Source organism: Ensifer sp. CCNWLY38 (genome assembly GCF_037120565.1).
Classification (GTDB): domain Bacteria; phylum Pseudomonadota; class Alphaproteobacteria; order Rhizobiales; family Rhizobiaceae; genus Ensifer; species Ensifer adhaerens_H.
The window spans coordinates 233717-258140 of the sequence record NZ_JBBBBO010000002.1; the positions used below are offsets into that span (position 1 = coordinate 233717).

The window sequence follows — 24424 nt, forward strand, 5'->3', positions numbered from 1 at the left end:
TGGAATTACTCTAACGGCGTGCGCCGTTGTCGGGCGCTGTCCATCAATCCCCAAAAGCAAACGCCCCGGATCACAGATGCCGGGGCGTTTGCTTTTGGTTTGGCTTGTCGCTCGGATCAGGCGCGGCGGCTACGGCGCTCGCGGTTGGGGGCGGCGACCTCGTTGGCGGTCTTGTTGCGCAAGGGGCCGATCCTTTCGATGATCAGGTCCAGCGTCGGGCGCTCGCGGCGTACATGCTCGTCCAGCGCCACGCGCATGGCGGCAAGGTGACCGCAGGTGGTGCCGCAGCAGCCGCCGATGATCTTGGCGCCGGCATCGGCCGCAAGGCGCACATATTCGGCCATCAGCGGCGGCGTGCCGGAATAGTGTATCTCGGAGCCGCGGAATTCGGGAATGCCGCAATTGCCCTTGACGATCACGGTCGCCTCGGGGGCGGCTTCGGTCATGTCGAGCAGCGAGGAAAGGATGTCGGAAGCGCCGACGCCGCAGTTGGCGCCAACGGCCACGGGGCCGTTGCCGAGATCGCTGGCAACACCGTGGATATCCTTCGGATGCAGGCCCATCATCGTCTTGCCGGCGGTGTCGAAGGAGCCGGTATAGACATAGGGCAGGCCGACCTTGGCTGCGGCTTCGGCGGCAGCGCGGATCTCGTCCGGCGAGGACATGGTCTCGATCCAGGCGACTTCGGCGCCGCCGGCCTTCAGGCCTTCGATCTGCTCGACGAAGGCGGCAACCGCGTTTTCATAGGAAAGCGCCCCGAGCGGGATCAGCAGTTCGCCGGTCGGACCGACGGAGCCGGCCGTGATGACCTTGCGCGGTGCCTTGTCGGCAACGGCACGGGCGATCTCGGCGGCGCGCTTGTTCAGCGCATGCACACGGTCGTCCGCCTGGTGCAATTTCAGGCGATGGCGGGTACCGCCGAAGGTGTTGGTGAGGATGATGTCGGCGCCGGCGTCGACGAAATCCTGGTGCAGCTTGGTGATGTTCTCCGGCTTGCTTTCGTTCCAGAGTTCCGGCGCTTCGCCAGCCTCGAGCCCCATGGCGAAGAGCGACGTGCCGGTGGCGCCGTCGGCGAGAAGAATGCCTTTTTCGGCAATGAGAGCGGAGAGGACATTGGATGCTGCGGTCATCGGTTTTTCCCGGCTAGAAGAGATTGCAACAAGATATAAAGATATCTTTATGTCTTTGCAAGCCGTCCGCGTTAGGGAGGCGACTATTGTTGCCGGCGCATGCTCATGCGGCCGGCAAGCCCAAGACCGAAGACGGCAAGCGCGGTCAGCAGCCACATCGGGTCGGCACGATTGAGGAAGAAGCTTTCGAGCATGGCGTTATAGGTCATGAAGATGACCACCATCACGCAGAAGTCGGCAAAGATCCGCGCCTGCGGGCGACGATAGGCGCGGATGTAATCGAAGAGCGGTTTGACGAAGAGCAGGGCCGTCATCAGGATCCCGCCAGGCAGGCCGAACATCAGCACCGCGTCGAGATAGCTGTTGTGGCCGGTGACGATGCCGCGCACGTCCCAGCTCGCCTCGAAATTCGCTTCCATGCCCATGATGACGGGCGACAGCCAGAAACTCGCATAGCCCTGGCCGAACCACGGGCGCTCGGCGATGCTGGCGCTGGCGAATTTCCAGATGTCCTCGCGGCCGGTAAAGGTCGGGTCGTCGATCAGTGCCTTGGTGATCGAAAGCAGCGTGTCGGAATAGATGGTGCCAAGGGTCAGGCCGAAGACCAGAGCCGACATGGCGAGGTGGGCGAGGATCATCAGCCCGGGGCTGCGAACCGCACGGCCGGCAAAGACGAGACCGATCGCGATCGGCAGGAAGCCGATCGTTGTCTTCGAGCCGGTATGAAGCACGAAATTGGCGGCAAGCAGGGTGATTGCCCAACCGCGCAGTGGCGCACCGGCGCGCAGGCAATAGATGCCGAACATGCAGAGGATGGAGAAAACCGGGGCCGAGACGTTCTTGTGCAGCAGATGCCCACGCCAGAAGCCGGCATGCCAGGGCTCGTCGCCGAAGGCCGAATGAATGGCGCGATCCGGCGCCACGAAAAGCGCGGCATGGTCGATCAGGATCAGAAGCAGGATGGCGTTGGCGCCGGCATTGACGAAATCCCGCTCGCTCCTCGGCAGCACCAGCACGCCCGCCACCATGATCATGGCGATGAGGCTCAGTGTCAGGCCGCGGGCGGAAGCCGCAGGATCATAGGATTGCTGGCAGGAGAGATAGGCGATCGCGAAGATCGCGATCCAGCTTGGCGAGACCAGGCGGGCCAATATCCGCCTGTCGACCGTAAGCAGCATGGCGAACAGATAGACCGCGCCAAGCACCAGGTAACCGACCTGGTTGATGATATTGCCTTCGTTGGCGGCGTTGGGGTTCGTGGTTACCGTGCCCTCAAACGGCATCAGTGTGAAGACGATGAGGAAAAGACCAAGGCCCGAGAGCAGCGCGGCAATGCCGTTGACGAGCTCCGCCAGGCCGGCATCGACAGCAGCCGGCACCCGCTGACGCTCGGTGGATAGGTCTGCCGTGGCTGAGTTCGGGTGCATGGCGTGCCGAAACGGATGGAGCAGGTTTGCCGCGTCGCGGGCGACGCCTTCGTTTGTGAACCCACGCCGGTGTCGCTGTTGAGGCTGGCCGGGCAGGGAGAGACAGTCACCTTGGCGCAATCAGGTTAAACCTCGGTGAAGCGCGAGATGGTGTTGCCTACTGCATGTTTCCTTTGACCGTAGCCGGTTAAAGGACAAAAACATGCAGCAATTCAAAGTGCTACAGCGACCTTTGCGCGTCTGATAAGACGCGCGGCGCTGTAGGGCGACGGCTTGGCGCCTCAGTCGCCGGGAATGTGATATTTGCAGACGGATTGCCGCAGGTGCTTGCCGCGCGGGCCTCCTACCCGTAAAAAGGCGGGGATTGTCTCGGCCGTGGAAAACGCGGCCGCTGCCGTATTCAGCGGCATGTCTTTCATAATTCGATCACGATTTTCGTCCCGAGGTCGTTCGATAGCGTCGAAACGAGAAAATACGATATGCAGTCCCTAATCCGTATGGTCGCGTCTGCCGCGGTCTCCGTGAGCCTGCTCCTTGGCAGCGCGTCCTATGCAGCCGCCGGGCAGGCGCATTTTGTCGTCAACGCCGAAACCGGCTCGATTCTCGAAGCCGACAATGCGGACGAGCTGAATTTTCCGGCGTCGCTGACGAAGATGATGACGATCTATCTCGCCTTCGAAGCGCTGAAGAACGGCACCCTGCAATGGGACCAGAAGCTGACGGTTTCGGAACATGCCAACGGCCTCGAGCCGTTCAAGCTTGCCGTCGGCGCCGGTCGCCAGATCACCGTGCGCGAAGCGGTCATGGGCATGGTCGTGCTTTCGGCCAACGACGCAGCCGTCGTGATCGGCGAGACGCTTGCCGGCAACGAGCCTGCCTTCGGCGATATGATGACCCGGAAGGCCAAGGCACTCGGCATGAGCCGCACCGTGTTCAAGAACGCCAACGGTCTGCCGGATCCGGCCCAGGTGACGACGGCGCGCGACATGGCGACGCTCGGCCTCGCGCTGATGCGCGACTTTCCGCAGGAGTTCCAGCTCTTCGCCAACAAGACGATCGAGTTCCGCGGCATGAAGCTGCGCGGGCACAACGGCGTGATGAAGCGCTACGAGGGCGTCGACGGCATCAAGACCGGTTATACGGACGCCTCCGGCTACAACCTCGTGACGTCTGCCAAGCGCGGCGACACCCGCCTCGTCGCCGTCGTCATGGGCGGCAAGACTGCACAGGCGCGCGACGACGACATGATCGCTCTGCTCGACAAGTTCCTGCCGCCGAAGGAAGACGCGAGCGCGGCAAGCGTTGCCGAGCCGGTTGCAGCGGCAACGGCAGCGACCACGACGACCAACTGATCGCAGAAGAACAGTCTGCCCCTCACCCTAACCCTCTCCCCGCAGGCGGGGCGAGGGGACGCGGACTGTCGCCAACTGTCAGCCTTGGGTTGACCGCCAGCTATGGCGCCGGGTGTTCCGGGTGATCTTGTTGAGCTGGGGAATGCGACCTCGCCACGCGTCCCTTCTCCCCGTTTGAACGGGGAGAAGGTGCCGGCAGGCGGATGAGGGGCGCCTCGTCAGCTGGTGTGGCTGAGCCCGATCATCCCGTTTCACGCCGCCGCGCGATCCTCGTGGCTTGTTGGCGTGACCATGGCGGAGATGACGGTGGAAAGGTCGAGCGCGCCGATCGGGCGGCCGTTGACATCGACCACATGGGCACTCGAGACCCGGGCAGCGGTCATCATGCGGGCGGCCGATTCCAGCACGGTGCCGGTTACGAGCGGTACGCCTTCGGCATTGCCCGAGAGCGGGCGCATGATCGTCTCGACATTGATCACCCGCCCACGGTTCACTTCCTTGACGAAAGCGGTGATGTAGTCGTCGGCCGGCGAAAGCACGATCTCCTGGCCGGTGCCCTGCTGCACCACGCGGCCGTCGCGCAGGATGGCGATCTTGTCGCCGAGGCGCAGCGCCTCGTCGAGATCGTGGGTGATGAAGACGACGGTCTTCTTCAGTTCCTTCTGCAGGTCGAGAAGCACGGTCTGCATGTCGACGCGGATCAGCGGATCGAGCGCCGAATAGGCTTCGTCCATCAAGAGGATATCGGCATCGTTGGTGAGCGCGCGGGCAAGGCCGACGCGCTGCTGCATGCCACCCGAAAGCTGGTTCGGATAGTGGTTCTCGAAGCCCTTGAGGCCGACGCGCTCGATCCAGCCACGGGCGCGTTTCTCGCTTTCCTTGCGCTCGACGCCCTGGATCTCCAGCCCGTAGACCGTGTTGTCGAGCACGGTGCGGTGCGGCAGCAGTGCGAACTTCTGGAACACCATCGCTGTCTTGTGGCGGCGGAATTCCCGGAGAGCGTCGTCGTTCATCTTGCAGACGTCGACACCGTCATAGAGCACTTCTCCGGATGTCGGGTCGATCAGCCGGTTGATGTGGCGGATCAGCGTCGACTTGCCGGAGCCGGAGAGCCCCATGACGACCATCACGCTGCCGGCGGGCATGGAGATGTTGATGTCCTGCAGGCCGAGCACGTGGCCGTGCTGCTCGTTGAGCTCGGCCTTGCCCATGCCCTTCTTGACGGCGTCGACAAAGTCGCCGCCGCGGGGCCCGAAGATCTTGTAGAGGTTCTTCACCTCGATCGCGTGACTAGCCATGGATAACCTCCGAGTGCTTCTGCAGCCGCTTGCCGAAGGCCTGGCTGGTACGGTCGAAAATGATGGCAATGCCGACAAGGGCAAAACCGTTGAGGAAGCCAACGGTGAAGAACTGGTTGGCGATCGCCTGCAGCACGTTCTTCCCGAGCCCGCCGACGCCGATCATCGATGCGACGACGACCATCGCCAGCGACATCATGATCGTCTGGTTGATGCCGGCCATGATGGTCGGCAAAGCCAGCGGCATCTGCACGTTCTTCAGCTTCTGCCAGGTTGACGAGCCGAAGGCGTCGGCCGCTTCCAGCACTTCCTTGTCGACGAGGCGGATGCCGAGATTGGTGAGGCGGATCATCGGTGGCACGGCATAGATGACGACGGCGATCAGGCCCGGCACCTTGCCGATGCCGAAGATCATCACGACAGGGATCAGGTAGACGAAGCTCGGCATGGTCTGCATCACGTCGAGGGTCGGGTTGACGAAAGACTGGACCCGATCCGAGCGCGCCATCAGGATGCCGATCGGAATGCCGATCAGAATCGAAATGATGGTACAGACGGTGACCATGGCGAGCGTGATCATCGTGTCGTTCCAAAGCCCTACGAGGCCGATGGCGACCATAGACAGCGCCGTTCCGATGGTGACGGCGGTGTTGCGACTGCCGAAATAGACAACCGCGACCATGAGCGCCAGAACCACGATCCAGGGCGAGCCGACGAACAGGCTCTCGAGATAGTTCAGAAACCATTGAAGCGGCTGCACCACCGTGTCGATGGCATCGCCGTAGGATCGCACGAAACCCTTGAAGCCGTCGTCGACGGTCTTGCGTGCCAGGCGGATCGTGCTCTCGTCAATGGCAGGGAACTTGCAGAGCAAAGCTGGCAAGACACTGCAGATGGATGCCATATGTTTCCCCTTCTTGGCCGGAAGTTTTTTATTTCGCCGGCTGCATATCGGCATCGATCGTCTCGATGCGGGCGCAGACTTCTTGCGTGGCCTCTGCGGGCCCCGGCGTTAAAAATGTGTCAGCGAAATGTGGCGTCCGCTTTGCTGATAACGACGCGAACGCACACGGTTCGCCGCCTCTGGAACGATGTGCGCTCAAATCAACCCGCAGGCAGGCGCCATTGTTCCTGTTGCAGGACATGGTCGCAAGGACGGGCAGGCGAGCGTCCATGCCGCTCCGCCTGCCTCAAGCTTGCGATCAGAGTGCCGCCTTGACCTTCTCGGCCACTTCCGGGCTCACCCACTGCGTCCACATATCCGGGAACTCTTCGAGGAAGTGCTTGGCGGCATCCTCGTTGGTGCCCTGGTTCTGGTCCATCCAGGCGAGAACCTTGTTGACCGTGCCGTTGTCCCACTTGCGCGCCTTGACATAGTCCATGGCGACGCTTGCCTTATCGGCGAAGGACTTGGTCACGACCGTAAAGACGTCCGAGACCGGGTAGGAATTGACCTTCGGGGTCGGGCAATCCGGAACCGCGGTGCAGGCATCCCAATCGGCCTTGTCGTGGTCGACGCCGAAGGAGAGGCGGGTCATTTCGTACTTGCCGAGAATGGCGGTCGGCGCCCAGTAGTAGCCGAGCCAGCCGGTCTTCTTTTCGAAGGCGTTGGCGATCGAGCCATCGAGGCCGGCGGCCGAACCGGTATCGACCAGCAGGAAGCCGGCCTTTTCCGCGTCCAGTGCCCGATAGAGATTGGCGGTCGAGACCTGGCAGTTCCAGCCCGACGGGCAATTGTGAACGGCGGCCTTCGACGAATCTTCCGGTGACGGGAAGAGTTCCGGATGCTTCAGGGCGTCCTGCACCGTCTTGATGTCAGGATGCGCGTCGGCGAGGAATTTCGGGATCCACCATCCCTCGACGCCGCCTTCGCTCAAGATCTTGGCCGCTTCGATCAGCCGGCCTTCCTTGATCGCAGCGTCGAGCGGCGTGCGTACGGCGTTGACCCAGAGTTCCGGCGCCATATCGGGTTGCGCCTTCTCGTTCATCGAGGCGAAGGTCGGCATGGTGTCGCCGGTGACCAGCGTCACGGTGCAGCCGTAACCGTTTTCGAGAATGAACTTGTCCACCTGGGCGGCAACGCCGGCGGAAGCCCAGTTCATTTCGGCAATGCTGACTTCACCGCATTCCGCAGCCTGTGCCGAACCCGCCAGAGCGTAGAGGCCCGCGGCGAGAATGGTGGAAGCGAGGAGTTTCTTCATGTTGCAAGACCTCCCAGTCTTTATTTGCAGCCAATATCCAAACGGGAATCCACGGCGGATGCCGAGCATCCTCCGTCACCCGGAGCAATCATGCAGCCTGGGGTTCGGCATCAAATCAAGCCAAGGTTCACCCTTGCTGCGGACGGTGCGGGAGTTCGTTTTCAGCCCTGGCCGCGGAACCCTGTCGCCAGCCAATCTCCTCTTATACCGCCAGCCAAGCCTAAGTATTCTCGTTGAGAAATCAACCTCTTCAATCAGAACGTCGGGTCGCCGCCGCTCTTTGCGCGTTCTGTCTGCGACATCGCCGGCGGGCGGTTTTTGAGCATGAGAAAGGCCGAATTTAAGCAATAACGACAATTCCTGCCGCAAAAAATGGCGCTATGCGCCACATCGTTCGAATCCCTGTCGAGATCCTGACGTTTCCTGTCGTGATTGCGTCACGGCGATTGTCGCGCATGTCGCGAAAAAAATTCAAAAAAAGCCGGAATTCATCTTTGGTTAAATCCTCACTAACCATCCGGTAACGATGTCCAGCTAATTGTTCTTCTCGCGGCGGGGGACTGCCGCGGGTCCGGATCAGGTAGTGCGTCCCGGATTTCTAGCGAACCTTCGGTGCGTTACCCCGAAGTGACCAGGCGTTTTTTTTGGCGGCCGCATCCCTCTGTCGAGGTTGATGCGGCCTTCGCATTTCAGCACCATCCCGGACATAAAAAAACCGCCCCGGATGGGGCGGTGGAGGAGGCTCTGGGAGGAGAGCTCGAAGGGGCATCTACGCCCCGATCGCGGACTTAGCCGACGTTCGACGTACGGATGAAACCGAGCGGGCCGAAGGGGGCGTCGACGACGAGGTTGCGCACGCGCGACTGGCTGGTCGGAACCTTAGAGTTCCAGGCGATCTGGACGAAGTTGGGCTTGCTGAAGATGTACAGCATGGACGTAAACCTTGAGAGGCCGGAGGCTATCCCCCGGAGCGTGTTGCTATGCCGCTGATATAGGTGTGCGCTGCAATAAATTGAATGCCAAACTCGCCATGCGATGTCGCATTTTGGCTACCGGTCGCGGCATTTTCGACAAGCCTTACGAAAGGCCGAAACAATGCGTGAGAAGCCTCGCTCAATTGCGGCGAAATCGTGTCGAAACAGACCTTTGCCGTTGACCGTTTCAGTGTTACCGATGGCCGCATGACACGCAGGATCATGTTGCAGGGAACCGGCTCGGATGTCGGAAAATCGGTACTGGTGGCGGGGCTCTGCCGGCTCGCCGCCAATCAGGGCTTAAAGGTCCGGCCGTTCAAGCCGCAGAACATGTCGAACAACGCCGCCGTCTCCGACGACGGCGGCGAGATCGGCCGCGCGCAGTGGCTGCAGGCGTTGGCGGCGCGCGTGCCGTCGTCGGTGCACATGAACCCGGTGCTGTTGAAGCCGCAGTCCGATGTCGGCAGCCAGATCGTCGTCCAAGGCAAGGTGGCGGGGCAGGCCAAGGGCCGGGAGTACCAGGCTCTGAAGCCGAAGCTGCTTGGCGCCGTGCTGGAAAGCTTCGAACAGATCTCGGCCGGCGCCGATCTCGTGGTGGTGGAAGGCGCCGGTTCTCCAGCCGAAATCAACCTCAGGGCCGGCGATATCGCCAATATGGGTTTTGCGACGCGCGCCGACGTGCCGGTCGTGCTTGTGGGCGATATCGATCGCGGCGGCGTGATCGCCTCGCTGGTTGGCACCCATGCGATCCTTTCGGATGACGATAGGCGCATGGTGACCGGCTACCTCATCAACAAGTTCCGCGGTGACGTCACGCTGTTCGATGATGGCATCGCCGCCGTTGACCGCTTCACCGGCTGGCCTTGTTTTGGCGTCGTGCCATGGTTGAAGGCGGCGGCAAGGCTGCCGGCAGAAGATTCGGTCGTGCTGGAGAAACTGACGCGCGGCGAGGGGCGGGCGCTGAAGGTCGCCGTGCCGGTGCTGTCGCGCATCGCCAATTTCGACGATCTCGATCCGCTGGCCGCCGAGCCGGAGGTCGATCTCGTCTTCGTCCGGCCGGGCAACCCGATCCCCGCCGATGCCGGCCTCGTCGTCATCCCCGGATCGAAGTCGACCATCGGCGATCTCATCGATTTTCGGGCGCAAGGCTGGGATCGCGATCTCGAGCGCCATGTGCGCCGCGGCGGCCGTGTCATCGGCATTTGCGGCGGCTACCAGATGCTCGGCCGGCGCGTGACCGATCCTCTCGGTATCGAGGGTGGCGAACGTGCGGTCGAGGGCCTTGGGCTGCTCGACGTCGAAACCGAAATGGCGCCGGAAAAGACGGTGCGCAACAGCCGCGCCTGGTCGCTGGAGCATGACGTCGCGCTCGAGGGCTACGAGATCCACCTGGGCAAGACGCAAGGCGCCGATTGCGACCGTCCCTCGGTGCGCATCGACAACCGTGCGGATGGCGCGCTTTCCGCCGATGGCCGGGTGATGGGCACCTATTTGCATGGCCTGTTTTCGAGCGATGCCTATCGCACAGCACTTTTGCAGAGCTTCGGCATCGAAGGCGGCGCCAGCAACTATCGCCAGTCGGTCGATGCGGCGCTCGACGATGTCGCCGGCGAGCTGGAGGCGGTCCTCGACCGGTGCTGGCTGGACGGGCTGCTTGGTCGATAGCTGAGCAAAGGGCTGCAGCCGCGATCGGCGGGGGCGGGGTTCCTGGCGACAGGAAGGCACCTGGCGGAAAGCCCAGCATGTTCCGCCGTTCCGCTGTAGAATTCTTTGGCAAGGAGGGAGAGCCCGGCTGTGGTCGCGTGCTCAGAGATAGGTGTTGCGATGCAGGACGAAACTAGACGAGCCCATTGGGATAAAGCCTATCAGTCGAAAGGCGATGCGGGGGTAAGTTGGTTCGAAGATGCGCCCACCGTTTCGCTCGACCTCATCCGCAGGCATGCGGCGATCGCCACCTCGTCGCTGATCGATGTCGGCGGCGGCGCCTCGCGGCTGGTGGATGCGCTGCTCGACGAGGGCATGAAATCAATTACGGTGCTCGATCTATCGCCGTGCGCACTGGATGCCGCCAAGAAAAGGCTCGGTGCCCGTGCCGACGATGTCCGCTGGGTCGCCGCCGATGTGACCGGGTGGAAGCCGGATCGCAACTACGACATCTGGCATGATCGTGCCGCCTTTCACTTTCTGATCGATCCCGACGACCGGGCTGCCTATATCGAGCGGCTGACCGCCGCCGTCCTGCCGGGCGGATACGCCGTTATCGCCACCTTCGCGCCCGATGGTCCGGAGCGCTGCAGCGGCCTGCCGGTGGTGCGCTACGATCCGGCGACATTGGCCGACGCGATCGGGCCATCGTTCCGTCTGGTCGAGCATGTCGAGCACCAGCACACGACCCCGTGGAATTCGACTCAGGCCTTCCAGTTCAGCGTGCTGCAGCGGATGACGCTCTAAGGCCGCAACCGGTTTGGCGCCTGCGCCGCTTCGTGGCTAGCGCACCTGCGAGAAGGTGAAGGCTCTGTCGCCGTGGTACCAGATGAACTCGTTTTCCCGGGCGCTCAGTCCTCCGGGGTTCCGCGAGACCACCCCACAAAGGTTCGTCGTTTTCAGCCACAGGAAACAAACCTCGTCCTTCTCGAACCGGACCTCGACGTTGCTCATCCGACCGGCGCCGAGCGAAGCCCAGTCTCCCGTCAAGGTGGCGATGCCCTCGGGCGAAACGACCGCTTCATGTTCCTCGCCCGAATCCAGCATGCGTCCACGCAACCGGTGCCCGAAAAGCAACGAACGGAGCTCATCGGCTGGCAGCCTGTTGCGGTTGCCCACGTCGGTGTTCATCAGGGTTTCAGGCACGCCCGCCAGGCGCAATCCCTGATAGAACCTCTGCCCGGCATGCGGCTGTGCCAGGTCCAACGGCGGCTGGTCTGAAAGGCAGACCGGCGTTCCGCCACGGCTGATGCGAAGCGCGTCGTAGCGGGCGACGGCCGCCTCAGCCTCCGCGCGGTGACCGAGATGTCCGGCGGCAGAGGCAAGGAGAAGGAAAGGACCGTCATCCTGGGGGTTGAGTGCGATACTGCTTTTCGCCGCGGCCGCTGCCGCTTCGAAATCCTCGAGGCTGAACTGCGCCAGGCCGAGGACGTACAGGAAGAAGGACGGGGAGTGCGGATCGAGGCGGATCGCCGTGCGGATATAGGGCAGGGCCTCCGCCGGCCGACCGGCGGATGTCAGCACGAAGGCCGTCAATGCGTAGCTCCAGGAGTCGCCGGGTTCCAGCGCGATCGCTTCCTTGAGGTCTGCGAGCGCGTCGGCATGCCGCCAGTCCGCTTCGGCAAGGAGGGCCGCTGCCTGATAGGCGAGTGCCGTCTTATGTTTCTGCGCCATCCGCAGAAACTGCCGCGCCTTGGCTCGCGCCTCGAAGCGAGTGATGCCCAGCTGATAGTGCCAGCGCCACAGATAAATGCGCGCATAGACCATGGCTGCGGCGGCATAGGCGCGCCCATAGGCGGGATCGAGCGCAATCGCCTGATCGAAGTAGGGCAGTGCCTTCGCGAAGTCTTCGGGCGTCGTGCGCCGGTGATGCTCCCAGCCGCGCAGGAATGCATCGAAGGCCGCCGGCACGGCCGTTTCCTTGCGCCCGAAGGCCATCTGCTGGTCAGGATCCAGCCGCAACGCAAGCGCTTCGGCAATGCCGCGCATCACTTCGTCCTGTAGCGCAAAGGCGTCGGTGAGCGATCCGTCGAACTTTCCGGCCCAGACGTGTCCGCCATCAAGGGAATCTATGAGCTGCGCATTGATGCGAAGCTGCTCTCCGGCACGCTGGACGCTGCCTTCAAGCACATATCTGACACCGAGCTCTTCCGACACCTGCCTGGCTGTCACCGACTTGCCCTTGTAGGTGAAGGTCGAGTTGCGCGCGATGACGAACAGGCCGGAGATCTGGGCCAGTTCGGTGACAAGGCCGTCGGTCATGCCATTGGCGAAAAACTCCTGCTTGGGGTCATCGCTGACATTGGCAAACGGAAGCACGGCGATCGAGGGCTTGTCTGCCTGGCTGAAGTCCACGGCCTGAGCCGGACGGATGTCGGCAGGCGGCTGCCACGGGCGCCACCAGGCGGCACCGACGGCGGCTGCGAATGCCAGGGCAGATGCCGCTGCCAGGGCGGCCCAGCGTCTCCGGCGGTGCGCCCTGGCCTTCGGTTTGCGGGCGTGGGCTTCGTCCAACCAGAGACGGTAGGTCCGAACCGGTTTTTCGACGTGTTTCAGGCGCTGCTCGCCGAGAAAGACGAAACCGACGTCGAGGTGCTTCTCGACCTGGTCATAGGCGGTGCCGGAGATGACGATGCCGCCCGGTTCGGCCAGGCTCTGCAGGCGCTCGGCGATGATGACGCCATCGCCGTGAATGTCGTCGCCCTCGACGATCACGTCGCCAAGATTGATGCCGATACGGAATTGCAGCCGCCCCGCGTCCACGCCGCGACTTTCAGATTTGGCGCGCTGCACCTCGACCGCACACCGCACGGCCTCGACGACGCTGTGGAACTCGACCAGCAGGCCGTCGCCCATGGTCTTGATCAGGCGACCACGATGGGCGGTGATCCTTTGTTCGAACAGGTCGTGCAGATCGGTCTGAAAGCGGGCGCAGGTACCCTCTTCGTCGGCTTGGGTGAGCAGCCCATAGCCGCACACGTCGGCAATCATCACGGCGGCGAGCCTGCGTTCCATGTGCCTACCGGATAAACGAAGCCCCTCGGTTGCGGGATGGTTCAGCGACCTTTGCGCGTCCATAGGACGCGCGGCGCTCCAGTTTAACGCAACATCTGTCATTGCTAAAATATGTTCGTTCGCGACATGCCATTCGCCTCATGTCCGGTGCGGCATCACGCTCGAAAAATCGTCGCGCGACGCAAGTCGGGCAGGGAGGTGTCGCAAGCGTCGATTGACTTTGCGGCGCCCGCTTCCTAATCATCGGATGTTGGATGGTTCCTCCTTGTCGTGGCGATCAGGAGGAATAATTGGGAATGTGACGGATGGACCCAAACCGGGCATCCTTATCGCAGCCGACCCCGCGACTGTAGAACGGTCAGGGTTCGCCATCGGGTTCAGGGTCAGGCCTGCCGGCCGATTGCATGGGGCAATCGCGGCAGTTTGAAACGGAACCGGAAAAGCCACTGGCGTGGCATCGTGATCAGCCGGGTTGGACGCCTCTTCTTCTACGAATCGTCCGCCTTTCACGAAGCCGCCCACAGCGCCGCGCGTCGGAGACGACGCGCAGAGGTTCGCTGTGGCACTGGAAAGCGCCGGGAAGGTGAGGCGGGCCGCTCGGGTCCTGACATCGGAACCTCGTCCATTCTGGGCGAGGCGATGTGGGGCCTCGTGACGCCGTGAGCCAGGAGACCTGCCACCCGACATGGGCATTCCGCCCGAGGAGACGTGTCGTCTCCAACGCCATCACGGAGGTTGTTTTGGCTCTCAGATACTTTCCCGAACGCGCCGCCGGCGCGTCGAACTGGTGTTGCCATCTGCCGCTGACCTCGGCGCAGCGGCGATGAGCAATCAGAGCGCCGGACCGGTCCTGGTCCTCGGCGGCGCCCGTTCCGGCAAATCCAGCTTTTCCGAGAAGCTCGTCGAAGCGTCCGGTCTCGCCCTGCATTATGTCGCCACCGGCCGTGCCTGGGACGACGAAATGCGCGCGCGCATCGACCATCACAAGACGCGCCGCGGCGAAGGCTGGACGACGCATGAGGAGCCTGTCGATCTCGTCGGTATCCTCAGGCGCATCGACGACCCCACCCATGTCGTTTTGATCGACTGCCTGACCCTATGGGTCACCAATCTCATGCTCGAGGAGCGCGACATCGAGGCGGAGTTTGCGGCGCTTGCCGCCTACCTGCCGCAGGCGCAGGCGCGCCTTGTTTTCGTTTCCAACGAGGTCGGCCTTGGCATCGTGCCCGAGAACCGCATGGCCCGCGAGTTTCGCGACCATGCCGGCCGGCTTCACCAGATCGTTGCGGAGAAATCCGCTGAAGTTTACTTTGTCGCGGCCGGTTTGCCGCTGAAAATGAAGGGTTGATAAATGACCACTGCGAAAGCCAGCCACGGCAAGATCCCGGCGACTGTCATCACCGGGTTCCTCGGCGCCGGCAAGACGACGATGATCCGCAACCTCTTACAGAACGCCGACGGCAAGCGCATCGCGCTGATCATCAACGAGTTCGGCGATCTTGGCGTTGATGGCGACGTGCTGAAGGGTTGCGGTGCCGAGGCCTGCAGCGAGGACGACATCATCGAGCTTACCAATGGCTGCATCTGCTGCACGGTTGCCGATGATTTCATCCCGACCATGACCAAGCTTCTGGAGCGCGAGAAGCGCCCTGACCATATCATCATCGAAACCTCGGGCCTTGCCTTACCGCAGCCGCTGGTCGCCGCCTTCAACTGGCCGGATATCCGCAGCGAAGTGACCGTCGATGGCGTCGTGACCGTGGTCGACAGCGCCGCCGTTGCCGCCGGCCGCTTTGCCGACGACCATGACAAGGTGGATGCGCTGCGCGTCGAGGATGAAAATCTCGACCATGAAAGCCCGATCGAGGAGCTCTTCGAGGATCAGCTGACCGCCGCCGACCTGATCGTTCTCAACAAGACCGATCTGATCGACGCTTCCGGCCTCAAGGCCGTTCGCGACGAGGTTTCCTCGCGCACCAGCCGCAAGCCGACCATGATCGAGGCGAAGAACGGCGAAGTGGCTGCCGCCATTCTGCTCGGCCTCGGCGTCGGCACCGAAGGCGACATCGCCAACCGCAAGTCGCATCACGAGATGGAGCATGAGGCGGGCGAGGAGCACGACCATGACGAGTTCGACAGCTTTGTTGTCGAGCTCGGCGCCATTGCCGACCCGGCTGCCTTCATCGACAGCCTCAAAGGCGTGATCGCGGAGCATGACGTGCTGCGCCTGAAAGGTTTTGCCGACGTGCCCGGCAAGCCGATGCGCCTGCTGATCCAGGCTGTCGGCGCCCGCATCGACCAGTATTATGACCGTGCCTGGGCGGCCGGCGAAAAGCGCGGCACGCGCCTCGTCGTCATCGGCCTGCACGACATGGACGAGGCGGCGGTGCGCGCAGCCATTGCTGCGCTCGTCTGATCGCTCATTGAATGAAATGATCTAACGCATTGAAATAACGCAATTCCGGACGGAAGCCGCATCCCGCGCTTCGGTCCGGAATTGCCCGAACGGACAAGACCATGCATCTGCTTCTCGCCCAGAAGGGAACGATCGCCGACGGCAACGAGGCGATCGACCTGGGGCAAACGCCGGCCGATATCCTGTTCCTGTCGGCCGCCGACACCGAGCTGTCCTCGATCGCCGCCGCCCATGGTCACCGCGATCAGGGCGCCAGCTTGCGCATCGCCAGCCTGATGAGCCTGATGCACCCGATGTCGGTCGACACCTATGTCGAGCGCACGGCGCGCCATGCGAAGCTCATCGTGGTCCGACCGCTCGGTGGCGCCAGCTATTTCCGCTATCTGCTCGAAGCCCTGCATGCAGCCGCCGTCACCCATCGCTTCCAGATCGCAGTGCTGCCGGGCGACGACAAGCCGGATCCCGGACTTGAACCCTTTTCCACCGTCGCGGCCGACGACCGCCAGCGGCTCTGGGCCTATTTCACCGAAGGCGGCGCCGACAATGCCGGCCTGTTTCTCGACTATGCCGCGGCGCTGGTCACGGGCGCAGAGAAGCCGCAACCGGCGAAGCCGCTCTTGAAGGCCGGCATCTGGTGGCCGGGCGTCGGCGTCATCGGCGTTCGGGAATGGCAGGTACGTGTTCAAGAAGGGATGGTAGCGGGGGAGGGATTCGAACCCCCGACAGTCGGGATCTGCTTCTATCGCGCCCTGGTCCAGAGCGGTGAGACCCGGCCGGTCGAAGCCCTGATTGACGCGCTTGCCGCCGAAGGCATGCGCGTCTTGCCTCTGTTCGTATCCAGTCTGAAAGATGCCGTTTCCGTCGGCACGCTGCAGGCGATCTTCGCCGAGGCCGCACCCGACGTGGTGATGAACGCCACCGGCTTTGCCGTTTCCTCGCCCGGCGCCGACCGCCAGCCGACGGTGCTGGAATCGACCGGCGCGCCGGTATTGCAGGTGATTTTCTCCGGCTCGTCGCGGGCGCAATGGGAAACGTCACCGCAGGGGCTGATGGCGCGCGACCTCGCCATGAACGTGGCGTTACCCGAAGTCGACGGCCGCATTCTCGCGCGCGCCGTCTCCTTCAAGGCAGCGTCGATCTATGATGCGAAAGTCGAGGCTAACATTGTTGGCCATGAGCCGCTCGAAGACCGGGTGCGTTTTGCAGCCAGCCTTGCCGTCAACTGGGCAAAGCTGCGTCGCACCGAACCCGCCGAGCGGCGGATCGCCATCGTCATGGCCAATTATCCGAACCGCGACGGCCGTCTCGGCAATGGCGTCGGGCTCGATACGCCAGCCGGCACCGTCGAGGTGCTTCGCGCCATGGCGCGGGAAGGCTATGCCGTCGGCGAGGTCCCTGATGATGGCGACGCGCTGATGCGCTACCTGATGGCCGGCCCGACCAATTCGGCAGGCCGCGATCGCGAAGTCCGCGAGAAGATTTCGCTCAGCGATTACAAGCGCTTCTTTGATTCGCTTCCGAAACAGATTCAGGATGAAGTCGGCGGCCGCTGGGGCGCACCGGAGGCCGATCCGTTCTTCCTCGATGGTGCCTTCGCGCTGCCGCTTGCGCGTTTCGGCGAGGTCATCGTCGGCATCCAGCCGGCGCGCGGCTACAACATCGATCCGAAGGAAAGCTACCACTCGCCTGACCTCGTGCCGCCGCATGGCTATCTCGCCTTCTATGCTTTTCTGCGTCGTTCGTTCGGAGCGCAGGCGATCGTGCATATGGGCAAACACGGCAATCTCGAATGGCTGCCGGGCAAGGCCTTGGCGCTGTCTGAGACCTGCTATCCCGAGGCGATCTTCGGGCCGCTGCCGCATATCTATCCCTTCATCGTCAACGATCCGGGCGAAGGCACGCAGGCCAAGCGCCGCACCAGTGCCGTCATCATCGACCATCTGACGCCACCCTTGACGCGGGCCGAATCCTACGGACCGCTCAAGGACCTCGAAGCCCTCGTCGACGAATATTACGACGCCGCCGGCGGCGACCCGCGACGGCTCAGGCTCTTGAGCCGCCAGATCCTCGATCTCGTTCGCGACATCGGCCTCGACAGCGATGCCGGTATCGACAAGGGCGACAGCGACGACAAGGCGCTGGAAAAGCTCGATGCCTATCTCTGCGACCTCAAGGAAATGCAGATCCGCGACGGCCTGCACATCTTCGGCGTGGCGCCGGAGGGGCGCCTGCTGACGGACCTTACCGTGGCGCTGGCGCGCGTTCCGCGCGGCCTCGGCGAAGGTGGCGACCAGAGCCTGCAGCGGGCGATCGCGGCGGATGCGGGACTCGCCTTCGACCCGCTCGATTGCGTGATGTCGGACGTCTGGACCGGCGTAAAACCAGCGATCCTTGCCGACATCTCCGACGCCCCGTGGCGCACGGCCGGCGATACCGTCGAGCGCGTCGAGCTTCTGGCGGCGAAGCTCGTCTCTGGTGAGGAGCCTTGCCCAGCGGACTGGACCAACACCAAAGCCGTGCTCGATGAAATCGACACCCGCCTCAAGCCATCCATTACCGGTTCTGGCGCCGCCGAAATGGCCGGTTTCCTTACCGGTCTCGACGGCCGCTTCGTCGCGCCCGGTCCTTCCGGCGCGCCGACCCGAGGACGTCCGGACGTGCTGCCGACCGGCCGCAACTTCTATTCCGTCGACAGCCGCTCGGTGCCGACGCCGGCCGCCTACGAGCTCGGCAAGAAATCCGCCGAGCTGCTGATCCGCCGCTACCTGCAGGATCATGGCGAGTGGCCGTCCTCCTTCGGGCTCACCGCCTGGGGCACGGCGAACATGCGCACCGGCGGCGACGATATCGCCCAGGCCCTGGCGCTGATCGGCGCCAAGCCCGTCTGGGACATGGTCTCGCGCCGGGTCACGGGCTACGAGATCGTCCCCCTTGCCATGCTAGGACGGCCGCGCGTCGACGTGACGCTGCGCATTTCCGGCTTCTTCCGCGATGCCTTCCCGGACCAGATCGCGCTCTTCGACAAGGCGATCCGCGCCGTCGGCGCACTGGAAGAGGACGATGCCGACAACATGATTGCCGCGCGCATGCGCGCCGAGACGCAGCGGCTGGAGGCGGAAGGCGTGGACGCCGCAGAGGCCGCGCGCCGCGCCTCCTATCGCATCTTCGGCGCCAAGCCCGGTGCCTATGGCGCCGGCCTGCAGGCGCTGATCGATGAGAAGGGCTGGGACAGCCGCGCCGATCTCGCCGAGGCCTATCTCACCTGGGGCGCCTATGCCTATGGCGCCGGCGAGGAGGGCAAGGCCGAGCGCGACCTTTTCGAGGAGCGACTGCGCAGCATCGAGGCGGTGGTGCAGAACCAGGACAACCGCGAGCACGACCTGCTCGACAGCGACGACTATTACCAGTTCGAAGGCGGCATGAGCGCTGCCGCCGAGCATCTCGGTGGCACCAGGCCGGCGATCTACCACAACGACCATTCCCGGCCGGAAAAGCCTGTCATCCGCTCGCTGGAGGAGGAGATCGGCCGGGTCGTGCGGGCGCGCGTCGTCAATCCCAAGTGGATCGATGGCGTCATGCGCCACGGCTATAAGGGCGCCTTCGAGATCGCCGCCACCGTCGACTACATGTTCGCCTTTGCCGCGACCACGGGTGCTGTGCGCGACCATCACTTCGAGGCCGCCTATCAGGCCTTCATCGTCGACGAGCGCGTGACGGACTTCCTGCGCGACAAGAACCCGGCCGCCTTTGCCGAGCTTGCCGAGCGGCTGCTGGAAGCGATCGACCGCAATCTCTGGACCCCGCGCTCGAATTCGGCGCGGTTTGAACTTGGTGGCATCAGCGGCGCCGCCACCCGGCTTCGCGCCGGCAATGAATAGAGCGGTTCCGGGCAACGGTTTTCCGTCCGGAATTGCTTGGAAGCAAAGACTTGGGTTCCGTTTCGCGTTCAGTGAAACACGGAAAAGGAACAGATGCGGGATCAGAGCTGCGGTTTGCATCCATCCCGCCAACCGGAATTGAGGGAGTTATCATGAGCGATGAGACAACAAACAGCGGCGAACCGATTGCCGAGAAGGACGATGCCCGCCACGCCATGAAGATGGCGAAGAAGAAGGCCGCCCGCGAAAAGATCATGGCGACCAAGACCGACGAGAAGGGCCTGATCATCGTCAACACCGGCAAGGGCAAGGGCAAGTCGACCGCCGGTTTCGGCATGATCTTCCGCCATATCGCCCACGGCATGCCCTGCGCCGTCGTGCAGTTCATCAAGGGTGCGATGGCGACCGGCGAGCGCGAGTTGATCGAGAAGCATTTCGGCGACGTCTGCCAGTTCTACACGCTCGGCGAAGGTTTCACCTGGGAAACGCAGGACCGCGCCCGTGACGTGGCGATGGCGGAAAAGGCCTGGGAGAAGGCGAAGGAACTGATCCGTGACGAGCGCAACTCGATGGTGCTGCTCGACGAAATCAACATCGCGCTGCGCTACGACTATATCGATGTCGCCGAAGTCGTGCGCTTCCTCAAGGAAGAGAAGCCGCACATGACCCACGTGGTCCTGACCGGCCGCAACGCCAAGGAAGACCTGATCGAGATCGCCGATCTCGTCACCGAGATGGAACTGATCAAGCATCCGTTCCGCTCCGGCATCAAGGCGCAACAGGGCGTCGAGTTCTGATGAGCCAGAGCTGGCAGTTCTGGGCGCTGCTTTCGGCAGCCTTCGCTGCCCTGACGGCCGTGTTCGCCAAGGTCGGGGTCGCGCAGATCAACTCCGACTTCGCGACGCTGATCCGCACCGTCGTCATTCTCTGCGTGATCGCCGGCATCGTGGCCGCCACCGGGCAGTGGCAGAAACCTTCGGAAATTCCCGGCCGCACCTGGCTGTTCCTGGCACTATCAGGCCTTGCCACCGGCGCCTCGTGGCTTGCCTATTTCCGCGCGCTGAAGCTCGGCGACGCCGCCCGCGTCGCCCCGATCGACAAGCTGTCGATCGTCATGGTCGCGATCTTCGGCGTTCTCTTCCTCGGCGAAAAACTCAACCTGATGAACTGGCTCGGCGTCGTGTTCATTGCTGCGGGGGCACTGCTTCTGGCGGTGTTTTAAAGTCTGGCCGCGTTCGCACAATGTGAGCCGCGCGAGCGGTCGAAATCAGATCCACCGGCGGACACGCCCGCAATAGGCACTGTATGCCTCGCCGAACGCACGGCCGAGGTGGGTTTCCTCCATGCGGATCTGGTAGGAGATCGAGATCCAGGCTGAAAGCGCCAGCGCCACCGAGACGACGTTGGGGACGGCCAGCACGGTGCCGATCAGTGCGGTGACCATGCCGACATAGATCGGGTTGCGCGAGAAGGCGTAGAGACCGGAAGTCACCAGTGGCGCGTCCTGTTCCTCGGGAATGCCGATCTTCCAGGAGCCGCGCATCGCCCATTGCGAGAGCATCGTCAGTCCGCCGCCGAGCGCCATCAGCACGAGGCCGATCGCGGCGATGGACGGCGTGTCGAGGAAGGGGATACGGCCGAGGGAGGCATCGACAGCTTGCGGAAAGGCGGCGACCGCCAGCAGATGAACCACCAGCGCCGCCACGATCACGCGAAAGAGCTTGCCTGCAAACCCCTCGGCATCGTCGCCATAGGTCAGCACGACGGGTGAGCGGCCGGATTGAACGCGGCGCAGTATCGCCAGCGCCAGAGTGAAAAGGCCGACGATAAGCATCAGGATGGCGGGCAGGGTGGTGAACATCGGAACCTCTGGGCAATGACAGGATGACGCTTGCGGCCGGGCGGCCTGTGTGACGAGGCTCTGACTCGTCCGCGACGCATTTCCGGCAAGTTGCAATCTCTAGCGGCTAGAGGTTCAAGGGGTTGCACACTCGACTTTCGTTTTGGTTACCGCATGTTGTATCGGCGAGTGTCGATGACAGGGAATGCTCGTCGGGTCCTATGGAGGATGTCACCGCCATATCCGCACATTGCCTAGATTCAGACAAGCCAGATCGCCCCATGACCACCCAATGACCGACATCTATGCGCAGGGTGGTCGCCTTCAGTTTCCAGCAAGCGATCCGGCGTTGGTTTGTCCTGATCGTTCTTAGTGGTCCGAGAGTTCCTCGGCCGTTGCGGCGATCTCGGAGCCACCGAACGCGCCGTCGACATACTTGAAAACAAGTATGCTCATGATCGAGGCGACTATTGCAATCACGACTATACGCATTCGGCTTTCCCGGTGGTCGTTGCGATCTACAGCAACACCCGGCGAAGGCCTTGGTTCCCGCATGTGGTCTAGTTGATTGGAACAATTGCAGGCGTTGCCGATGGGGCGGTCTCTAAATCCGGCCGAAACGCAAGAATGCTTATTACGAGAGCGACGAGAACGCAGATGAGCATGAGGAAGGCGATACCAGCTTTGTCCATGCCCCGACATCAGACTTTCAATGTGGGCAAATCGAGGCAGCGGCATAGCCGCGTTTAGGGTTTCTCTCTGTGCGGCGGGGCCTTGATGCGGCTTCTGGAAGCACGCATATAGATGCACCACATGGTTTAGATCGCGGGTGAGCCTTGAAGACCGTTGCTAGAGTTGCGTTTGCTATCGCATCGCTTTTGATAATCGCATCATGCAGTGAAACCGGTTCAGCCCAAACGACCAAAGCCAGCGTATCCGCGGTCCAGGAGGCAGCCAAAGCAAAGGCGGTTCCCAAGCCAAAGATGAGCCGAAAGCAGAAAGCCGCAGCGGAAGCTGAGGCAAAGGCGCGTGCTGAAGCGCGCAGTCCTCGGCAATGCAAGACCCCTAAACAGATATGTGGTTACGGCGCCGGGCCAGCAGGTGAAGAATGCTCATGCTGGTCAACCACAGGCGCGCCCGACGTTGGTGTGACAGTCAAGTGACGTTCACTTAAGTCGCGGCATCGGGTTCCAGTCTCGGCGAGCCGGGAACGCGCGTCGGGTCTCAGAGTGTCGATGATAGGGAATGCCCGCGGTTTAAGGGAGAACCTTCGGCGTAAATGTGATGCAACTTGAGATCGGAATTGAGCCATGGAAGCCGGTGTTGAACGAAGAGAGAAGATGACTGACCTCGAGCGCCGCACCCTCCAGTTCGCAACCCGTGCACATGGGGACCAGAAGCGTAAGTATGACGGTCGGCCGTATATCGTTCATCCGATCGCGGTGGCAGAAATCGTTCGCAGCGTTCCCCACACGCCTGAGATGATCGCGGCGGCGCTGCTTCACGACACGGTCGAAGACACTGACGCAACGCTGCTGGACATCAACGGGGCGTTCGGGCCCAAGGTGGCCACGCTTGTTGCGTGGCTCACCGACATTTCCACGCCGTTCCACGGCAACCGGCAGATGCGCAAGGAACTGGATCGCCAGCACCTGGCTTTGGCGCCTGTCGCGGCGAAGACTATCAAGCTCGCCGACCTGATCGACAATGCGATATCGATCAGGACCGGCGATCCGAACTTTTGGAAAGTATTTGCCGCCGAGAAGAAGCGCTTGCTGGAGGTCCTGGGCGATGCCGATGAAACTCTTCTCGAGAAGGCGCGTACTCTAGCGCCGGAATGAGGGTGGATGGGCCCCGTGACCGGGCGGCAAGGGCTGTCTTTCGCCAGCGACCATGCAGCCAACCAGAAACCCGAGGTCGCCAAAATGCAGATTGCGCATACACGCGGCCCCTGCCAGCCAAAAGCTGTGTGGGCCTATATGTAGTCGACTGCCTGGCCACGCTCGGTGTAACCGAATACCCTAAAACCGCTGTCAGTTTCTTTGCCAGGCAAACGGATGCGTCTTAGAGCCGCTCTGATCATTTCGCGGTGTTCGGTGTCTTGGGCGATGATGTCGACATAGAGGATGCTCTCATATCCGCCTGCGCGAAAATGATAGAACCACTCGCCGTCTGGAGGAGAATAGTAGCCGTTTACGTCTCTGGCCTGGAAGGGCGTATGTGCATCCAGCCGGTACATGGCGAGGCGCAGTTCGTCCCATCTTGTGTTGTTCATGACCGGGTGCAGTTCCATTGCCTCGCCTCCGACAAGCTGAATCGACAGGACCGGAGCCTGACAGACAAGTGGCCGAGAGTACATTGAAGGACGAGGCCCCCGCCCTCAAAGCCCCAGCCAGATCCTTAAGGGATGCGTCGGATCTGCCAGCAGGCGGACGGCCAGCGCTATCGAGACGACGACCAGCAGCGGCTTGATGATCTTGGCGCCCTTGGCCATGGCATAGCGCGAGCCGACCTGGGCGCCGAGGAACTGGCCGACGCCCATCATCAGGCCGACCTTCCACAGGATGGCGCCGAAGAAGAGAAATACGCCAAAGGCGCCGACGTTGGAGCCGAAGTTGAGGAACTTCGTATGCGCCGTGGCCTTGAGCACGCCGAAGCCGGCAAGCGTCACGAAGCCGAGCATGAAGAAGGAGCCGGTGCCGGGACCGAAGACGCCGTCATAGAAGCCGATCAGCGGCACAAGCGTCAGCGTAAACACGAAGGGCGTGATCCGACGGTGCTGGTCGACATCGCCCATGTTCGGCTTCAGGCCAAAGTAGAGCGCGATGGCGATCAGCAGGAAGGGCAGCACGGCCTTCAGCACGTCGCCGGGAACGATGGTTGCAAGCAGCGCCCCCAGCACGGAGCCCGCCGCCGACATCAGCGCCATCGGCAATTGCTCTTTCAGGTTCACATGACCGCGCCGCGCATAGGAAAGGCTTGCCGAGCCCGAGCCGAACAGCCCTTGCAGCTTGTTGGTGCCGAGCGTTTGCAGCGGCGGAATGCCGGCGATCAGCATGGCTGGAATGGTGATCATGCCGCCGCCGCCGGCGATCGAATCGATGAAGCCGGCGATGAAGGCGGCAACGAACAAGAAGGCGAGCAGGTGGAAGGCGAGGTCTTGCACGGGAGGGACTCGGGGAGAGGGAG

General features: G+C 62.7%; 20 protein-coding genes and 1 riboswitch. Of the genes, 9 read left to right on the forward strand and 11 right to left on the reverse strand.

All coding sequences use genetic code 11. The features are described from left to right. Positions 1–116 precede the first annotated feature (116 nt). Together bmt and V7S54_RS05400 are read right to left on the reverse strand one after the other, a co-directional pair. Positions 117–1130: a betaine--homocysteine S-methyltransferase gene (gene bmt, locus V7S54_RS05395; RefSeq protein ID WP_065376541.1), complete on the reverse strand. Its 1014-nt coding sequence runs from the start codon at positions 1128–1130 to the stop codon at positions 117–119. 83 nt (positions 1131–1213) lie between these two features. After that, positions 1214–2557, reverse strand: coding sequence for an O-antigen ligase family protein (locus V7S54_RS05400; RefSeq protein WP_065376540.1), 1344 nt, complete (start codon positions 2555–2557; stop codon positions 1214–1216). A gap of 479 nt (positions 2558–3036) precedes the next feature. Here V7S54_RS05400 and V7S54_RS05405 point away from each other — a divergent pair, with 479 nt between their 5' ends. Further along, a complete protein-coding gene (locus V7S54_RS05405) occupies positions 3037–3909 on the forward strand; it encodes a D-alanyl-D-alanine carboxypeptidase family protein (RefSeq protein ID WP_065376539.1) in 873 nt (290 codons plus the stop codon). 251 nt (positions 3910–4160) lie between these two features. Here the strand turns inward: V7S54_RS05405 and V7S54_RS05410 are convergent, their stop codons facing one another. From V7S54_RS05410 to V7S54_RS05425, 4 genes are all read right to left on the reverse strand, one after another. Next, positions 4161–5207 carry a quaternary amine ABC transporter ATP-binding protein gene (locus tag V7S54_RS05410; protein WP_065376538.1) on the reverse strand — a complete coding sequence of 349 codons (1047 nt, stop codon included), beginning with the start codon at positions 5205–5207 and terminating at the stop codon, positions 4161–4163. Then, positions 5200–6111 carry an ABC transporter permease gene (locus tag V7S54_RS05415; protein WP_065376537.1) on the reverse strand — a complete coding sequence of 304 codons (912 nt, stop codon included), beginning with the start codon at positions 6109–6111 and terminating at the stop codon, positions 5200–5202. Before V7S54_RS05415 ends, V7S54_RS05410 begins: the two co-directional genes overlap by 8 nt. Before the next feature lie 298 nt (positions 6112–6409). Then, positions 6410–7408, reverse strand: coding sequence for an ABC transporter substrate-binding protein (locus V7S54_RS05420; RefSeq protein ID WP_065376536.1), 999 nt, complete (start codon positions 7406–7408; stop codon positions 6410–6412). 788 nt (positions 7409–8196) lie between these two features. Beyond that, on the reverse strand, positions 8197–8340 hold the full coding sequence (locus V7S54_RS05425) for a hypothetical protein (protein ID WP_093234608.1): 144 nt from the start codon (positions 8338–8340) through the stop codon (positions 8197–8199). A gap of 249 nt (positions 8341–8589) precedes the next feature. On the opposite strand from V7S54_RS05425, the gene V7S54_RS05430 reads away from it, so the two are divergent. Then, the gene (locus V7S54_RS05430; RefSeq protein ID WP_065376596.1) at positions 8590–10047 is read left to right on the forward strand and encodes a cobyric acid synthase; all 1458 of its coding nucleotides are present in this window, start codon (positions 8590–8592) and stop codon (positions 10045–10047) included. 159 nt (positions 10048–10206) lie between these two features. Further along, on the forward strand, positions 10207–10833 hold the full coding sequence (locus V7S54_RS05435; RefSeq protein ID WP_065376535.1) for a class I SAM-dependent methyltransferase: 627 nt from the start codon (positions 10207–10209) through the stop codon (positions 10831–10833). Between the two features lie 36 nt (positions 10834–10869). Here the strand turns inward: V7S54_RS05435 and V7S54_RS05440 are convergent, their stop codons facing one another. After that, positions 10870–13101, reverse strand: coding sequence for an adenylate/guanylate cyclase domain-containing protein (locus tag V7S54_RS05440; protein WP_065376534.1), 2232 nt, complete (start codon positions 13099–13101; stop codon positions 10870–10872). A 238-nt stretch (positions 13102–13339) separates the two neighbouring features. Further along, positions 13340–13512, forward strand: a riboswitch (cobalamin riboswitch). 412 nt (positions 13513–13924) lie between these two features. On the opposite strand from V7S54_RS05440, the gene cobU reads away from it, so the two are divergent. The 5 genes from cobU to V7S54_RS05465 all read left to right on the forward strand — a co-directional run bounded on the left by cobU (position 13925) and on the right by V7S54_RS05465 (position 20617). After that, positions 13925–14449 carry a bifunctional adenosylcobinamide kinase/adenosylcobinamide-phosphate guanylyltransferase gene (gene cobU, locus V7S54_RS05445; RefSeq protein ID WP_065376533.1) on the forward strand — a complete coding sequence of 175 codons (525 nt, stop codon included), beginning with the start codon at positions 13925–13927 and terminating at the stop codon, positions 14447–14449. A gap of 3 nt (positions 14450–14452) precedes the next feature. Further along, positions 14453–15517 carry a cobalamin biosynthesis protein CobW gene (gene cobW, locus V7S54_RS05450; protein ID WP_065376532.1) on the forward strand — a complete coding sequence of 355 codons (1065 nt, stop codon included), beginning with the start codon at positions 14453–14455 and terminating at the stop codon, positions 15515–15517. 101 nt (positions 15518–15618) lie between these two features. After that, positions 15619–19395, forward strand: coding sequence for a cobaltochelatase subunit CobN (cobN, locus tag V7S54_RS05455; RefSeq protein WP_065376531.1), 3777 nt, complete (start codon positions 15619–15621; stop codon positions 19393–19395). Between the two features lie 152 nt (positions 19396–19547). After that, entirely contained in the window at positions 19548–20192 is a 645-nt protein-coding gene (gene cobO / locus V7S54_RS05460) for a cob(I)yrinic acid a,c-diamide adenosyltransferase (RefSeq protein ID WP_065376530.1), read from the forward strand. Then, positions 20192–20617 (forward strand): EamA family transporter, encoded by a 426-nt coding sequence (locus V7S54_RS05465; protein ID WP_065376529.1) that lies wholly within the window; start codon positions 20192–20194, stop codon positions 20615–20617. Before cobO ends, V7S54_RS05465 begins: the two co-directional genes overlap by 1 nt. Before the next feature lie 45 nt (positions 20618–20662). Here the strand turns inward: V7S54_RS05465 and V7S54_RS05470 are convergent, their stop codons facing one another. Further along, positions 20663–21256: a methyltransferase family protein gene (locus V7S54_RS05470; protein WP_065376528.1), complete on the reverse strand. Its 594-nt coding sequence runs from the start codon at positions 21254–21256 to the stop codon at positions 20663–20665. A 348-nt stretch (positions 21257–21604) separates the two neighbouring features. Continuing rightward, positions 21605–21727 carry a hypothetical protein gene (locus tag V7S54_RS05475; protein WP_268753073.1) on the reverse strand — a complete coding sequence of 41 codons (123 nt, stop codon included), beginning with the start codon at positions 21725–21727 and terminating at the stop codon, positions 21605–21607. A gap of 818 nt (positions 21728–22545) precedes the next feature. Here V7S54_RS05475 and V7S54_RS05480 point away from each other — a divergent pair. Beyond that, positions 22546–23076, forward strand: a complete 531-nt coding sequence (locus V7S54_RS05480; RefSeq protein WP_065376527.1) for an HD domain-containing protein — start codon at positions 22546–22548, stop codon at positions 23074–23076. A 134-nt stretch (positions 23077–23210) separates the two neighbouring features. Here V7S54_RS05480 and V7S54_RS05485 read toward each other — a convergent pair whose 3' ends face one another. Continuing rightward, positions 23211–23528 carry a DUF6678 family protein gene (locus tag V7S54_RS05485; protein WP_234793181.1) on the reverse strand — a complete coding sequence of 106 codons (318 nt, stop codon included), beginning with the start codon at positions 23526–23528 and terminating at the stop codon, positions 23211–23213. A gap of 87 nt (positions 23529–23615) precedes the next feature. Beyond that, complete coding sequence (locus V7S54_RS05490) at positions 23616–24401, reverse strand: TSUP family transporter (protein WP_065376526.1); 786 nt, start codon at positions 24399–24401, stop codon at positions 23616–23618. Positions 24402–24424: the final 23 nt, after the last annotated feature.